This is a genomic window from Ensifer sp. Root278, from assembly GCF_001429285.1.
Taxonomy (GTDB): domain Bacteria; phylum Pseudomonadota; class Alphaproteobacteria; order Rhizobiales; family Rhizobiaceae; genus Ensifer.
This window is the reverse complement of the sequence record NZ_LMJJ01000008.1, coordinates 226,279-240,879: the sequence shown is the minus strand read 5'-3', so window position 1 is coordinate 240,879 and position 14,601 is coordinate 226,279. Positions and strand designations below refer to the sequence as shown.

Here is a 14,601-nt window from a genome sequence, read left to right as displayed (position 1 = left end):
TGTGGCGTGTTACGGAAGCTGATCGCCATGCGGTTGTAGGCATTCATCAGGCCGATCGCGATCGTGAGGTCGGTGAGTTCACGCTCGTTGAACTCGGCGTACGCAGCCTCGTAGGCTTCGTCCGGCACACCCGTCTCGGCGACGCGTGTGACTGTTTCGGCCCAGGCAAGGGCCGCCCGCTCACGCGCGTCGAAGAGGTTGCCTGCTTCCCTCCACGCCTGGACCAATGCGATCTTTTCGATCTGTTGGCCCTTTTTCAGGAGGTCGCGGGTGTGCATGTCGAGACAATAGGCGCAATTGTTGATCTGTGAGATGCGAAGATAAACCAGWTCSACCAGCACTGGCGCCAGGCCACTTTGCAGGACGTAGCCGTAGACACCGCCAAGGGCCTTGGCGCCGGCCGGTGCAATCTGGTTGTAGTCGAGACGCTTGCTCATTGTTCTGCTCCTTGGGTTCGGGTCTACTTGATCGGGGTGGTGAGTTCTTTTTCATCGCTGTCGGCGACGAACACCGCCAGCAGCTTTGCCGGCGTCGTCTGGCTCGCGTTGCGGCTGACGAGGTGGGTGGACGCCGGCGGCTCGTACCAGCTCTCGCCGGCGCGRTAGGTCTGCGTCGGGCCGTCATTGACCTTGGAGACGATTTCTCCGGAGAGAACGTAGGCGAAGATGAAGGACGACTTTGCATGCGTGTGSGGAACCGAGGCACCGCCKGGGGGATAGTCGACGATCAGGGCGGTCAAGGTCTTGCCCGGAATATTGGGTATCGCCTTTTCGAAGTGCGGCGTGACAACGTCGCCGGGATCATGCGCAGCGGCCGGCAGCGNGATCAGGGCGGTCAAGGTCTTGCCCGGAATATTGGGTATCGCCTTTTCGAAGTGCGGCGTGACAACGTCGCCGGGATCATGCGCAGCGGCCGGCAGCGTGGTGACGATTGCAAGGGCGGCGGCAGCAGCGCCAATGAAGAATCGTAAGGTCATGCCAGGGATCTCCTTTCCGTGTGGTCCTGATGACGTTTCTTCCTGCCCCTAGAAATGACGACTTCCTGGTTCTAAAAAAAGCACCAAGAACCGACAAACAACGTGTACCAGGAAAGCATGGATCAGCTGCTGGAACTGAACCTCGATCGGTCGGCGCGGACGCCACTGGCCGAGCAGATACGAAAGGGCATCAGCGCCGCGATCGAAAGCGGGGTGCTTGCCCCAGGCGCGCGTCTGCCGTCCTGGCTGGATCTCGCCGCTCAGCTTGGTGTTGCACGCGGCACTGTGCGTACGGCCTACGACAAGCTTTCCGCGGCCCAGCTCATCGTCGCCTCACGCTCGACCGGGACCCGCGTCGCCGCTCGTCCTGCAGCGGTTGCGCGGATCGAGCCGCCGCCGGATCCCGGCTCGTTCATGGAGCGCTATCGGGAGATGACAGCCGGCCCGGCGATCTTCCAGATGGGCGTACCGGCGCAGGAAACCTTTCCCGCAACGCTCTTCGCGCGGATCCGCGCGCACGCCGTACGCGTGGAGACGAGCGCTCCGGCGATCTATCCCGACCCACGCGGCGAACTGGAACTGCGCCGGGAAATTGCCGCCTATCTTGCCGTCGCACGTCGCATCGAGTGCTCGCCCTCCGAAATCATCATCACCGGGGGATACGCCAGCGGGCTTGGAATGGCGCTCCGCGTCCTCGGTCTCGAAGGGCAAAAGGTCTGGATGGAGGAGCCAGGGTTCCCATTCACCCGGCGCGGGCTGGAGCTTGCGCGACTGGAGATTGTGCCGGTCCCCGTCGATGCCGATGGCGTCAACGTCGAGCATGGCATACGCCGTGCCCCGGATGCAGCGCTGGTTGTCGCGACCCCGGGGCAACAGGCGCCGCTCGGGTCCACCCTATCGCTGGCACGCCGACTGCGTCTTCTCGACTGGGCGGCCGGGGCGCAGGCCTGGGTGATCGAGGACGACTATCTCAGCGAGTTGCAGCTCGACGGCCGCGCCGCACCGGCGCTCGCCTCCCTCGACCGCGGTGGACGCGTCATTCACATCGGCTCCTTCAGCAAGACCATCAGCCCGGCCCTCAGGCTCGGCTTTCTCGTCGCGCCGCCGGCGCTCGCCTCCCGTTTTGCGGAAGTCGCAGCCTGTCTCGCACCGCCCCCCGGGCCGTCCGTGCAGCTTGCAGCCACTGAGTTCATGCGCGAGGGGCATTATTTGCGGCATCTCCGGCGGACGAAGCGGGTCTACTCCGCCCAACGCGACGCCTTGCTGAAATCCCTGCGGCCAGAGGAAGCGACAGTTGCCGGATTGGCCGTGCTGTTGCGTTTGCCGGACGGGGCGCCGGATCTCGCTATTGCCAGAGAAACGTTGGCTTTCGGCATGTCGCCCGCACCGCTTTCGGCCTGGTACGCGTCGCCGGATTCTGCAAAATCCGGCTTGCTTCTAGGCCTTGCCACGGCGCCGCCACGGCAGCTTGCGAGATCCTGCGACCGCCTGCTTGAGATTGTAAGACGGTTTGCTTGACGTGTTGCATGTGCAAGCAAAGTGCGAACTCTCAAGCGACGGAGCCGTTCTGTGCGCCTTCGGACTTCCCCAGCCAATGGCAAGAAAATCCTGTTCCGGTCGATACACCGTGCGACCCTTCTGCTTGTCGTGCGAAACCACGAACCTGATTAAGCGGGATACGAGACTCACCTGCCAGCCGTCGCAGATGACACATCAATGGAACTTAACTGGGAGACTTTTTTCAAATTATATCAATCGTGCGCGCCTGCCGAAACAGGCGCGCAGAAACCCAACGTGTTGGGATTATTCCTCGATATCGACCTTGTCGAATCGATGCGAACCCAAGGGTTCCATCACGTAGTTCTTCACCTTTTTCAACATCGGCAGCACAACGGTGGAATGAGCAATCGGAACCCAAGGTGCCTGGTCGCTGATCATGGCCTGCGCTTCTTCGTACAGTTTCGTCCGCTCGCTCTGATCCGAGCTGGTACGCGCCTTCTGGAAGATCTCGTCGAGCGGCTTGTCGCACCAGTTGGCATTGTTGCTGCCGCCAACGCCCGAGCAGCTGAAGAAGTAGCTGAGCAGATTGTCGGGATCGCCGTTGTCGCTCGTGCCGCCCAGGATGACGGCGCCATCGCGCGCTTCGTCGCGCACCTTCTTCAGGTACTCGCCCCATTCATAGGAAACGATCTCGACGCCGATGCCGACCTTGGCAAGGTCCGCCTGCATCAGCTCGGCCGCGCGACGAGCATTCGGCATGTATGGACGGCTGACGGGCATCGCCCAGATTTTCATCTTCAGATCTTTGACGCCGGCTCCGTCGAGAAGCTTCTTTGCCGCTTCCGGATCGTAGCTGTAGCCCTCGATGCTGCCGTTATAGCCCCACATCGTCGGCGGCAGGACGCTTTTGGCGACCTGGCCCATGCCCTGATAGACGGAATCAACGATCGCCTTGCGGTCGATCGCCATGTTGATGGCGCGGCGCACCTCCAGCTTGTCGAACGGCGCGACCAAGGTGTTCATCGCGAGATAGGAGACGTTGAGACCCGGTTGTTCCAATACCGTCAGGTCCGGATTTGCCTTCAGCCCGGCAACATCGGCCGGCGCCGGGTACGGCGCGATATGGCATTCGCCCGCCTGAAGTTTCTGCATGCGTGTCGTCGGGTCGGTGGTGATCGCGAAGATGAGATTGTCGATCTTCGGCGCGCCGGCCCAATAGTCTGCATTGGCTGCAAAGCGGATCGCCGCATCTTGCTGGTAGTCGACAAACAGGAACGGCCCGGTGCCGACAGGCTTGCGGTCGAGGTCCTCGCGCCGTCCCTCAGCCGCCAGCTTGTCGGCATACTCTTTCGACATGATCGAGCCGAAGTTCAGGGCAAGCTTCGCCGGAAGCGACGCATCCGGTTGCTTCAGCACGAACTTGACGGTCTTTTCATCGACCTTGACGATGTCCTTGATGACCGTTGGCATGTCCATCGCGTTGAACATTTCCCAGTTCGCACCAGGAAAGTAGCTGTTCCACGGGTCGTCCTTGTCCAACTGGCGAATGTAGGTGAAGAGCACGTCGTCTGCGTTGAAATCCCGTGTCGGGGTGAAATCATCCGTCGTCTGGAACTTCACGCCTTCCCGCAGTTTCAGCATGTATTCGAGATTGTCCTCGGAAATGGTCCAGCTTTCGGCGAGGCCCGGGGCGACGTTGGTGGTGCCGGGCTCGAATTCAGTGAGGCGATCGTAGATCGTCTCGGCCGAAGCATCCCACGTGCTGTTGGCCGAGTAGAGCGCTGCGTCGAACCCCTCTGGCGCGCCCTCCGAGCAATAGACGAGCGTCTTCGCCATGGCAGGCGTCAGCGCCACGCCCGAAAGCATGGTTGCTGCAAACAGGGAAACAAGGGTTTTGCGCGTCCGCGCGAATTTCAAAGTCATTGGCGTGTCCTCCCTTGGGAATGGAATGCGAAATGCCCGGCGGATGTCTCGCCGGCTGAGGTCAATCGGCTTTGCCGGCCGTCGTGCCGAGGCCACGGCCTGGCGTCCAGACCGGGTCTGGCGCGGTCCAAAGCACGTCGTTGCGGATCAGCTTCACCAACTCGTTCGCCTGCAGGTCGAGGAAGCGCTCGCCCTTTTCGGCGGTTGCGCTGCGAGGATCGCCCCAGGTGCCGGTGACCGGCGCCCGCTCGGCGAAGGAATAGAAGCGCGACACGTCCGCAGGTACGTCAACGGGATGCTGCTGGTTGCCGAAGGCCTGGCCGAACATCTCGGTCTTTACCGCATCCGGAACGATCGCCAGCATGACCGACGCTTCGCCCTCACAGGCATGGTGCGCACCGGTGTCGACCTCGAAGATCTTGCTGGCCTCCTCTGGCGCCAGCATCCACGGCGTTGTGGCGACGATCGGCATGGCGAACTCGACCGCCAGTTCGCGCACGGCAACCGCGAGCGGGTCCATGTTGCCGCCGTGACCGTTGACGATGAACAGCCGCGAGAAACCGAGCGTCTTCAGCGATCGGACGATGCAGCGAATGACGCGGCTCAGCGTATCGTAGTCCAGCGTGATGGTGCCGCCGAAAGGCAGGTGGTGTTCGCTCATGCCGAGCCACAGGCCGGGAAGAACGGCGACCGGGATGTCGTCGGCCACGAGACGGGCGGCACGGATGGCCGCGGCCGATGCGCTGGCTGTGTCGGTAATGACCGGCAGGTGCGGCCCATGCTGTTCCAGCGAACCGATCGGCAGGACGGCAAGCGCGCCCGGCTTTCCGGCGAGTTCACGCAGGCTGGGTGCGGTCATGCGCGCCCATTCGACTTCCTTCTTCATCTTAGGCCTCTTTCATCAGATCAAATTCATTTCGGCTCGTAGCCGCGTGGACTGCCGCACGCGCGACGGCGTCCGCCGACATGGGGAAAGATGCGGAAGCGGCAGCTGACAGGGGCACCGATCGGCATCGGTCAGGTCAATGTAGTCTCCGGCGGCGTAGGTCGCGCTTCGTTCGAGTGCAGTGGTGCGATCCGCTCCAAATATGCACAGTCGGAAATATCAATCAAATTATTTTTCCGATACGAAAATTATCTTTCTTAAAATATCGGAACAGCGCATCAAATGATATGGAGCGGCCACCCCGCCAGCCGTGCCAACGGTCGGCGGAGTGTGTCTATAACGCTCGTCTGCGCCTCACCCCTGCGCCAGATGACACCTTGCACAGCGTGCGCCCTCGCCTAGGTGCTGGAGAACCTGCGGCGCCTCGCAGCCGGCTGCAGCCTTGCCGCAGCGTTCCTTGTAGAAGCAACCGGTTGGCAGTTTTCGGTTGTTTGGAAGCTCGGCGGTCCGCACCTCCGCAATGGTCGGCAAGGGACTTGCGAAACTCGGAGCCGCGGCCAGAAGCGTCTGCGTATATGGGTGCCGAGGATCGCCCAGCACCACGTCGGCCGGGCCTGATTCAACTATCTGGCCGAGATACATCACCGCGACATCGTCGCAGAAGTGGCGCACCAGTGCGACATCGTGCGAGATCATGAGGTAGGCGAGCCCCCGCTCCCGCTGCAGATTCAGAAGCAGGTTGATGATCTGCGCCTGGACCGACACGTCGAGCGCCGATGTCGGTTCGTCCAACACCATGAGGTCGGGGTCCGTGCTGATGGCGCGGGCGATGGCAATGCGCTGGCGCTGTCCGCCTGAAAACTCGTGTGGCAGACGATCGAGATGTTCCGGCCTAAGACCGACAGCGGTCGCCAGTTGTTCCGCCTTCGCATGCAGCTCGGCGTTGCTATGCCCGCCGCGAATATGCAGCGGCTCGCTGATGAGCCGCCAGACCGGCAGGCGCCGATCGAGCGAGGATTGCGGATCCTGGAAAACGATCTGCATCTTCTGCCGCAGCTGGCGCTTCTCTCTGCCCTGCGCTGCCTGAAAATCCTGACCGTCAATCGCCACCCTACCCTGCTCGTAAGGCGCAAGTCCGATGATCGCCTGGGCGAGCGTACTCTTGCCGCAACCGGATTCGCCGACAATGCCGAGGCTTCTGCCGGCACGAACTCTAAGGGTGACGCCGTTGACGGCGTGCACATGCGAGGTGGGGCGCCCGAGCCAGTTGCGGGACGCCGGGAAGCGGACATGGAGATCGGAAACCTCCAGAACCGGCCGCGCCATCGTTTCAACGCCTGCGGTCATTTCCGGCTCCCTTGCTCTGACAGTTCTCGCGCGTCACCGCGCCGCCAGCACGCCACCTGTTGGCGATCGGCCCCAGCCAATTGCGGAGACTGGGATCGACAGAGATCAACCGCTTCCTTGCATCGCGGCTGGAAATAGCAGCCCGCCGGTGGATGCAGGAGATTAGGCACCGCGCCTGGGATCGCTTCGAGCTCCTGTTTTGGCGCCACCCGATCCGGCAGACAGCGCAATAGCGCCTGGGTATAGGGGTGCTGCGGCGCCTCGAGCACGGTGCGGGTCGCACCATGCTCAACGATCCGTCCGGCATACATCACGTAGAGCCGGTCGCAGAGCTGCGACACGACGGCGACGTTGTGCGAGATGAAGATGACCGATGTGCCGGTGCGGCGCGCGCGGTTCTGGATCAGCCTCAGGATCACCGCCTGCACGGTGACATCGAGCGCGGTCGTCGGCTCGTCGGCGATGATGAGGCCGGGATTGCATGAGAACGCCATGGCGATCAGCACGCGCTGCCGCATGCCGCCGGAGAGTTCGAACGGGTAGAGCTTCATGACCCGCTCTGGCTCGCCGATCAGCATGTCGGCGAGAATATCCCGCGCAATGCGCCTGGCATCCGGCAAGCTTGTCTCCTCGTGACGCATGATGACGTCAGTCAGCTGCTTGCCGATGCGGATCGTCGGGTTCAGCGCGTTCATCGGCTCTTGAAAGATGGTCGAGAACACCTTGCCGCGCACATCCTGCAACTGACTGTCGTCCATGGCGAGGGTGCTATGGCCAAAGAGCCTGACCGAGCCGCCGGTGATCCTGTAGCGCCCCCTGGGCAGCAGCCCAGTCGCGGCCATGGTCGTCACCGATTTGCCGCAGCCTGACTCGCCGACGATCCCGACGATCTCAGCCTTTCCGACATTGATCGACACATTGTCGAGCGCCTTGATCGCGCCGCTGAAGGTGGGAAACTCCAGAGACAGGTTGTGAATGGCCAGCGCCTGGCCGCGTCGTTCTGCCGTGCCTGTCATCATCTGCCCCTCAAGCGCGGGTCGAGCATATCGCGAATGCCGTCGCCAACCAGATTGCACCCCATCGCCGTGACCAGAATGGCGAGACCCGGGAAGGTCGCGTACCACCACTGATCGAGCATGTAGCTGCGGCCGCTGCTAACCAGGGCGCCCCATTCGGAGGTCGGCGGCTGGGCACCGAGGCCGATGAAACTAAGCGCGGCTGCGATCAGCACGACGCCGCCAAGATCGAGCGTCGCCTGCACGATGATCGGCGACATCGCGTTTGGCAGGATATGCCAGCGAAGGATGTAGAACGGCGAAGCGCCGAAGGTGCGCGACGCCTTCACGAAGACCTGCTCGCGCAAGGAAAGCGTTTGACCGCGGGCCAAACGCACATAGGCGGGAATACGCACGATCGCCACGGCCAGCATGGAGTTGAACAGGCTCGGGCCAAGGGCTGCGGCCAGCGCCATGGCCAGCACCAGCGCCGGCAGAGCAAGAACGACGTCCATGAGCCGCATGATGGCGGTGTCGACCGGTCCGCCGACCACGCCGGAAAAACAACCGATCAGCACCCCGACCGACATCGAAATCAGGACGATCATGAAGGCGGCGCCGCAGGACGCCCTCGCCCCATAGATCACGCGTGAGAACAGGTCGCGGCCAACCTCGTCCGTGCCGAACCAATGCGCGGCACTTGGCGGCAACAGGCGCGCCGTCAGGGAAACCTTGTCGGGATTGTACGGTGCGACCACCGGTGCGGCGATGATCATGATGAGAACGAGCAGGATGATGGCAGCGCCAACGAGGGTCAGCGGGCTGCGGCGGCTGAGGTACCACAGATAGTGCAGCCGCTCGGAGATGGACTTGGTCCTGCGCATCGCGGCACTCGACGCAGCAGGTTCTGTCGGCATGACGGCGGACATGATCAGACCTCCCTGATTTGCGGGTCGGCGAGCATGTAGGCGAGATCGACCAGGAGGTTGATCAGCACATAGCCGATGGATGCGACGATCGTGAAACCCATGATGGCGGGAAAATCGAGCGTCTGAATGGAGGTCACGACATAGGTGCCCATGCCCGGCCAGGCAAAGATCGTCTCGGTCAGCACTGCTCCATAGAGAAGGTCGCCAAGCGCCAGTCCCAACAGGGTGATCGAAGGGATCAGCGCGTTTCTGAGTGCGTAGTTGAAAACGATCATGCCCTTGCGCAGGCCGCTCGCGCGGGCGGTGCGGATATAATCTTCCTGCAGCACATCCAGCATCGAGGCGCGGATCTGGCGGGTGATCACGCCCATATTGGCGAAGGCCAGCACGAAGCCCGGCAGGATGATGTGGTAGACGGCGCTGCAAAAGGCATCGAAGCGGCCTTGCAGCAGCGAGTCGATCAGCAGGAACCCGGTGATGCGTTCGGGTGCAACGATGCCCATGGCCAGGCGCCCGCTGCCGGGCAGTATCTGGAACTTGGCGTAGAAGAGGTAGATCAGGATCAGGCCGAACCAGAACACCGGCATTGAGATGCCGCAGACGGAGACCGTCCGCGCGATCTGGTCGATCGGGCCGTCCTTGTAGACGGCCGACAGCACGCCGAGTGGTACGCCCAGACAGATCGCAATGAAGAGCGCGACCGTTCCGAGTTCCAGTGTTGCCGGCAAGAAGGTACGAATATCGGCTGCAACCGGGCGGTTGGTCCGCAAGGACGTTCCCAGATCGCCTTGCAGGAGATTGCCGATATAGATGGTGAATTGTTCGACGACCGGGCGATCCAGACCCAGGTTGCGCCTGACGTTCTCAAGCGTTTCGGCGCTTGCCCTATCGCCCGCAATCATGCGCGCGGGATCTCCCGGAATGAGGTGAGAGATCGTGAAGGTGATGACCGCGACCCCGAGCACCACAAAAAGCAGCAATATCAGACGCGGAATGATGATGCGGGTGATTGCCATGGACGTCAGCCTTTCCAGCAGGAAAACCTTGCTTGGGAAACGATGAAACCCTGCCGTCACAGCCGTTGGGGCCGGCGGCAGGTGTTCCGTGGATTGAGGCCTGTTGAGCGAGAGGATCGCTTCAATCCGGCCCCTCACTCCGTCTTCGACATCGTCCCGAAGTTGTAGACCTGGATCAGCATGGGATTGTAGACATAGCCTTTCACCACGGCGCGACGGGCGAAGATGTCATTCTTCTCCATGATGTAGAGATAGGGCGCGTCCTCGGTCGAAAGCTTCTGCGCCTCGATGTAAAGAGCCTTGCGCTTGACCTCGTCGACGATCGATCCCGCCTCACGCACGAGATCGGTCACCTGCTTGTTGCCGTAGAAGGAACGGTTGCCCGGGCCGCCCATTTTGTCGGCGTCGAACCAATAGTTCATGAACATGTAGGGGTCGGCAAAGTCAGGCGTCCAGGCACCGGGAGCCATATCGAATTTGCCGTTGGCCACCAGTTCGCGTTTGGTCGTGTCGGCGACCGCCTGCAGATCGAGCTTGATGCCGACTTCAGCCAGTGACGCCTGCAGCGCCAGCCCAACCGGCTCCCAGGCAGGGTCCGCCTGAGAGAAGGTATAGGTCAGGTGAATATCGCTCTTGCCGGAGTCGGCAAGCAGAGCCTTGGCCTTCTCGATGTCGTATGTGTACTGGAAGCCCTGCGGGTCGTGTCCCCACATGCCGCTCGGCACCGCGCCGCGCATTTGCTTGGCCTGGCCGAGCATGATGCCGTCGATGATGCCTTGATAGTCGACCGCATAGGAAATCGCCTTGCGAACCTTGGCGTCGTCGAGCGGCGGCTGGCGGTTGTTCATGTAGATGTAGTTCACATACATGCTGGGATTGCTCTCGACCACGACGGAAGCGTCCTTTTGCAGCGCCTCCGCCTGATCGAGCGGGATCTGTTCGATGATGTCGGCATCGCCGTTGGTCAACTGAAGGCGGCGGGCCGACACGTCGCCGACGATGCGAATGACGACCTGTTTCAGCGCCGGCTCAGTGCCTGCGTAATGTTCGTTGCGGTCGAGCACGATGCTCTGGTTCCGCTCCCAGGAGGCGATACGGTAGGGCCCGCTGCCGGCGGAGTGCTCGGCAAGCCAGGCCTTCGCCATGTCGCCGTCCTTTTCATGCTCCATCACCTTGGGATTGATGATCGCTGCCCCGGAGACGGCCAGCGTCGAAATGAACGGCGCGAACGGCGCCGTCAGATGAAATCTGATAGTCTGCGGATCGACGACCTCGACCTCCTTCAGCACCGGGAACGCGTCGGACGGTCCGGCCTTCAGCTTCATCAGCCGGTCGAAGCTGAATTTGACGGCCGCGGCATCGACCGGTGAACCGTCATCGAACTTGTGGCCGCTGGCGAGCTTGAAGGTCCACACGAGGCCGGCATCGTCGGCGGTCCAGCTTTCAGCCAGTTCGGGCCCGACCTCCGTTGAGCCGCCCTTGTAGGCGACGAGCCTTTCGTAGGCGGCATAAATCAGTGTGTAGCCGCTGTTGCTGATTTCAACTCCAGGATCGGCGGTCGGCGGATCTTCCGCTCGCGCCATCACCAGCACGTCCTGCGCTGCGAGCGCGCCGGAAAGAGGCGTCGACGCCAGAAGCAATGCAACGCCGATCGATTTCCACTTGGAACCGTTCATCTCGTAGTCCTCCCCAGAACTGCGGCGCACAATGCCCTCCCGGCATTCACCGCAGTGCTAGACTAGGAAACGCTTTTCCTAAGTGCAATATTTTTTTCTTATCGTATTTGTTTTTTAGTTTCGATCAGCTTTTGAGCTTGATCGTCTGCGCGTTCGCCAGTGTGGAGACCAGCTCGGTTTCCGGGGTCGAGCAAACGCACAGGATATGCGCGGGTTCTTCGCTGACGCTGAGATAGGCGTGACCCATTATCGCGTCGAAGTAGCAGGAATCGCCCTTCTTGAGCCGCAAAGGCGCATAGATCTCGGTGTGAAGCTCCAGTTCCCCTTCGAGAACGTAGAAGAATTCCTCGCCCTTGTGCCGGATAAGCGGCCCAAACTCCTCAAGTGTGCGTGCACGGGCTACCGCCACGATCGGAACCATCGACTTCTTAGAAATCTCCGTGCAAACATAAAGATAGTCGTAGTTCTGCGTGATGATCGCCCGCCCGTCGCCGGACTTGGTGTAGGTGCGCCGCCCCAGCATGTTGGGGGCTTCCTCAGCGCCCGCCATGGTCCCGAAAAGCTCGACGATGTCGACCTTCAGGCCCTGGGCGAGCTGGATCAGTCGGTCGTAGGTGAGCTGCATCTGGTTGTTCTCAACCTTGGAAAGGGTCGAGACCGCAAGCCCGGTCATGGAACTCACCTCTGCCAACGTCCAGCGATTGCGGTTGCGAATCTCCTTCAGGATATCGCCGAGGCTGGATTTCGCATCGGTCATCGTTGGCGTCTCCAATTTGCCTGCAGCCGTTCCGGACCGCGTGCCGATTTCGGCTCAGCCCGCGACGCGGCAGAATCCGACTGGCATGATAGGAAAACCATTTCCTATAATACGTGGCCGAAATCAACATTGCCTCGAAGGCAATGCGTGCCGGCGACAACCCTGCCCGCGATCGTCTTCGGATCGATACCGCCCTTGCCCTACCCCTCGAATGGGTTGGCGACCCTGGGCCAATAGGGTCGCTTCAGCTTGGTAAAGGCCAGTTTCTCGAATGAGGGCTGCAAGGCACCGGGCGCGCTGACGTAGAGAATTTCGCGCGCGATGGGTTCGAAGCCTGCGCGGAAGTGGTTGCTGGATTTCACCACGACGATCTTCTTCTGCGCCGGGTCCAGGCCGAGCGCGGTCATGCATTCCGGGTGGAAGGTTTGTGTGCGCACGGTGTTCAGCACGATGTCGACGTTGCCGACACTGACCCAGACGGCATCGCCGATGCCGAGCGGCGTCGGCCCGAAGCGCTGTGTGATGCCCGAAGCGACACGCCTGACCGTCACCGTCAGATCGAGCGGATCGCCGGAAGCCGGCCCGACCTTGCCGCCGATCCGCAGCGCCAATGTGGCCCCCTCTCCCGCCTCGCGGCACATGCGCACCGCAATCGGGTCCCAATAGAGGCAGGTCGCCACGTCTTCGATGCCGCGCTCGATGATGCGACGCAGGATGAAGGTCGAGTCTCCAGGCGCTCCGCCGCCTGCATTGTCGGAGACGTCGGCAAGCACGATCGGACCGCTCTTCGCGGCAATGGCCCGATCCAGCGCCGCGTCGATACCGAGATAGTCTCCGCGCATTTCTTCGCGCGCATCGAATATCTCCCGACCGAAGGACCGGGCGGTGCGCGCAGCCTTTTCCGGGTCATTGTCGGTGACGACGAGCATCTTGGCGCCGACATCCTCGACATCGCCCCAGGGGAAGCCGTGGCCGAAGGAGACCGACAGCACGCCATCCTGCCCCTCCACGGCTTTCATGCGATCGACAATGCCGCGCAACGGCGCGCGATGCGGGTGGAAGGTGTTGATCATGCGGCAGTCATAAACGCCCATGGCTGGTCGCACTTCGCCCGCGAGGGTCCGCTCCACCAGCCGGAACAACTGGCCGGCTACCTCCTCGATGTCCGTATGCGGATATTCCTTGTAGGTGGCGATCATGGTCGCATTGGCGAGCATGCGGTCGGTGATATGGCAATGGAGATCAAGTTCGGCGGCAACCGGCACATTCGCCCCGACCAGCCCGCGCACATGCTCGAGCAGATCCCCCTCGACATCGTCATAGCCTTCGGCGACGCAGGCGCCGTGCAGGGCAAGCATGACGGCATCGACCGGCATGGCCGCCTTGAGGTCGCCAAGGATGGTGGCGCGGAAGCTCTCGTAGACCGCCCGCGTGGTCCTGCCGCCTGGCTCGGCCACCGCGCACAGGCTCTCCACCACGCACCAGGCCTTTTCTTGAGCGGCCTTGCGCCAGACAGACAATTGCGACGAGCAGCAGGTGCGCGGCCTGCTGGTGGCATCGCCGTAGGCGATCAGGTTTTCCCGGAAGGCCTCAAGGCCCGTCTGCATCGGCGAAAATGTGTTGGTCTCGGTGTCCAGCCCAGCGATGAACAGTTTCATTTTTACCTCTTGCCTATCAAGAAAGATATTTTCTAATCATAAAACTATGTTTATCGTCGGAAAGTCAAATGCATTATCCGCGCCTTCGCGCGGCTGACTGGGGAGGCAGGAATGCGCGTCTATATTTCCGCGGATATCGAGGGCATCGTTGGGGTCGTCAGCCGCGACCAGCTGATGCCCGAAGGTTTCGAGTATGAGAACGCCCGGCGCTGGATGACGGACACAGTGGTCCATGCCTGCGAGGCTGCGCGTGAAGAAGGCGTGGAGGAAGTCATCCTCAGCGATTCTCATGGAAATGGCGAGAGCATCCTGATCGACCGCCTGCCCGACTATGTGCAGGTCGTGCGTAGCTGGCCGCGGCCGCTGATGATGATGCAGGGCATCGAGCTCGGGTCCTTCGTCGGCGCCATGCTTCTCGGCTATCACGCCGGGGCAAGCCACTCGGGGGGCGTGCTGTCGCACACCATCGGCGGCACAGCCTTCGCCGAGGTGCGGATCAACGGCGTCGTCATGCCGGAGGCCGGCATCAATGCGGCCATCGCCGGGCATTTCAATGTCCCGGTGCTGCTCGCCTCGGGCGACAACATTGCCTTGGACGAGATCAGGGAGCGCATCGGCGACATCGTGACGGTGCCGGTGAAGCAGGTCTACAGCACGCAATCGGCGATCACGCTGACGCCGGCCGTCGCGCATCGCCGCATCCGCGAGGGCGTCAAGGCGGCGCTGGCAAGAGCAGGCTCGGCAAAACCGTTCAGACTGGAAAACCCTGTCCTGGAGATCGTGTTCCGAAATCGCCTGCCGGCCGAGTATCTCTCCTATCTCAAGGGCGTCGAGCGCACTGATGGTTACACGATCCGCTACCAGGGCGACGACATGGTCGACGTATCGCGCTTCATCCAATTCGTGGTCGGCTACAATTCGCGCCTGACTTTCTGACG

At 61.9% G+C, this 14,601-nt stretch carries 13 protein-coding genes; 2 read left to right on the top strand and 11 right to left on the bottom strand.

What is annotated here, in order from left to right:
* Both ASE60_RS09850 and ASE60_RS09845 read right to left on the bottom strand, forming a co-directional pair.
* A partial coding sequence (locus tag ASE60_RS09850; RefSeq protein WP_057249696.1) for a carboxymuconolactone decarboxylase family protein occupies nucleotides 1-437 on the bottom strand: 437 nt, incomplete at its 3' end.
* A 23-nt stretch (nucleotides 438-460) separates the two neighbouring features.
* Entirely contained in the window at nucleotides 461-820 is a 360-nt protein-coding gene (locus ASE60_RS09845; protein ID WP_244495583.1) for a cupin domain-containing protein, read from the bottom strand.
* Nucleotides 821-1,093: 273 nt separating this feature from the next.
* On the opposite strand from ASE60_RS09845, the gene ASE60_RS09840 reads away from it, so the two are divergent.
* Nucleotides 1,094-2,494 carry a PLP-dependent aminotransferase family protein gene (locus tag ASE60_RS09840; protein WP_057249692.1) on the top strand — a complete coding sequence of 467 codons (1,401 nt, stop codon included), beginning with the start codon at nucleotides 1,094-1,096 and terminating at the stop codon, nucleotides 2,492-2,494.
* Between the two features lie 285 nt (nucleotides 2,495-2,779).
* Here the strand turns inward: ASE60_RS09840 and ASE60_RS09835 are convergent, their stop codons facing one another.
* The 9 genes from ASE60_RS09835 to ASE60_RS09795 all read right to left on the bottom strand — a co-directional run bounded on the left by ASE60_RS09835 (nucleotide 2,780) and on the right by ASE60_RS09795 (nucleotide 13,663).
* Nucleotides 2,780-4,342 carry an ABC transporter substrate-binding protein gene (locus ASE60_RS09835; RefSeq protein WP_244495585.1) on the bottom strand — a complete coding sequence of 521 codons (1,563 nt, stop codon included), beginning with the start codon at nucleotides 4,340-4,342 and terminating at the stop codon, nucleotides 2,780-2,782.
* A gap of 118 nt (nucleotides 4,343-4,460) precedes the next feature.
* A complete protein-coding gene (locus ASE60_RS09830) occupies nucleotides 4,461-5,285 on the bottom strand; it encodes a creatininase family protein (RefSeq protein WP_057249688.1) in 825 nt (274 codons plus the stop codon).
* A gap of 354 nt (nucleotides 5,286-5,639) precedes the next feature.
* A complete protein-coding gene (locus tag ASE60_RS09825; RefSeq protein WP_244495582.1) occupies nucleotides 5,640-6,632 on the bottom strand; it encodes an oligopeptide/dipeptide ABC transporter ATP-binding protein in 993 nt (330 codons plus the stop codon).
* On the bottom strand, nucleotides 6,629-7,648 hold the full coding sequence (locus ASE60_RS09820; RefSeq protein WP_057249725.1) for an ABC transporter ATP-binding protein: 1,020 nt from the start codon (nucleotides 7,646-7,648) through the stop codon (nucleotides 6,629-6,631). The genes ASE60_RS09825 and ASE60_RS09820 overlap by 4 nt, the downstream gene beginning before the upstream one ends.
* Nucleotides 7,648-8,556, bottom strand: a complete 909-nt coding sequence (ddpC, locus tag ASE60_RS09815; protein WP_057249686.1) for a D,D-dipeptide ABC transporter permease — start codon at nucleotides 8,554-8,556, stop codon at nucleotides 7,648-7,650. The genes ASE60_RS09820 and ddpC overlap by 1 nt, the downstream gene beginning before the upstream one ends.
* A 2-nt stretch (nucleotides 8,557-8,558) precedes the next feature.
* On the bottom strand, nucleotides 8,559-9,572 hold the full coding sequence (locus tag ASE60_RS09810) for an ABC transporter permease (protein WP_057249683.1): 1,014 nt from the start codon (nucleotides 9,570-9,572) through the stop codon (nucleotides 8,559-8,561).
* A 134-nt stretch (nucleotides 9,573-9,706) separates the two neighbouring features.
* The gene (locus ASE60_RS09805; RefSeq protein ID WP_057249681.1) at nucleotides 9,707-11,248 is read right to left on the bottom strand and encodes an ABC transporter substrate-binding protein; all 1,542 of its coding nucleotides are present in this window, start codon (nucleotides 11,246-11,248) and stop codon (nucleotides 9,707-9,709) included.
* Between the two features lie 124 nt (nucleotides 11,249-11,372).
* Nucleotides 11,373-12,005, bottom strand: coding sequence for an XRE family transcriptional regulator (locus ASE60_RS09800; protein ID WP_057249680.1), 633 nt, complete (start codon nucleotides 12,003-12,005; stop codon nucleotides 11,373-11,375).
* A gap of 200 nt (nucleotides 12,006-12,205) precedes the next feature.
* The gene (locus ASE60_RS09795; RefSeq protein ID WP_057249678.1) at nucleotides 12,206-13,663 is read right to left on the bottom strand and encodes a M81 family metallopeptidase; all 1,458 of its coding nucleotides are present in this window, start codon (nucleotides 13,661-13,663) and stop codon (nucleotides 12,206-12,208) included.
* A gap of 111 nt (nucleotides 13,664-13,774) precedes the next feature.
* On the opposite strand from ASE60_RS09795, the gene ASE60_RS09790 reads away from it, so the two are divergent.
* Entirely contained in the window at nucleotides 13,775-14,599 is an 825-nt protein-coding gene (locus ASE60_RS09790) for a M55 family metallopeptidase (RefSeq protein WP_057249676.1), read from the top strand.
* Nucleotides 14,600-14,601 lie beyond the last annotated feature (2 nt).

Coding starts and splice junctions, on each gene's coding strand:
- ASE60_RS09825 (WP_244495582.1), bottom strand. CDS start 6,632: ATGACCGCAGGCGTTGAAACGATGGCGCGGCCGGTTCTGGAGGTTTCC.
- ddpC (WP_057249686.1), bottom strand. CDS start 8,556: ATGTCCGCCGTCATGCCGACAGAACCTGCTGCGTCGAGTGCCGCGATG.
- ASE60_RS09820 (WP_057249725.1), bottom strand. CDS start 7,648: ATGACAGGCACGGCAGAACGACGCGGCCAGGCGCTGGCCATTCACAAC.
- ASE60_RS09840 (WP_057249692.1), top strand. CDS start 1,094: ATGGATCAGCTGCTGGAACTGAACCTCGATCGGTCGGCGCGGACGCCA.
- ASE60_RS09790 (WP_057249676.1), top strand. CDS start 13,775: ATGCGCGTCTATATTTCCGCGGATATCGAGGGCATCGTTGGGGTCGTC.
- ASE60_RS09835 (WP_244495585.1), bottom strand. CDS start 4,342: ATGCTTTCGGGCGTGGCGCTGACGCCTGCCATGGCGAAGACGCTCGTC.
- ASE60_RS09810 (WP_057249683.1), bottom strand. CDS start 9,572: ATGGCAATCACCCGCATCATCATTCCGCGTCTGATATTGCTGCTTTTT.
- ASE60_RS09830 (WP_057249688.1), bottom strand. CDS start 5,285: ATGAAGAAGGAAGTCGAATGGGCGCGCATGACCGCACCCAGCCTGCGT.
- ASE60_RS09805 (WP_057249681.1), bottom strand. CDS start 11,248: ATGAACGGTTCCAAGTGGAAATCGATCGGCGTTGCATTGCTTCTGGCG.
- ASE60_RS09795 (WP_057249678.1), bottom strand. CDS start 13,663: ATGAAACTGTTCATCGCTGGGCTGGACACCGAGACCAACACATTTTCG.
- ASE60_RS09800 (WP_057249680.1), bottom strand. CDS start 12,005: ATGACCGATGCGAAATCCAGCCTCGGCGATATCCTGAAGGAGATTCGC.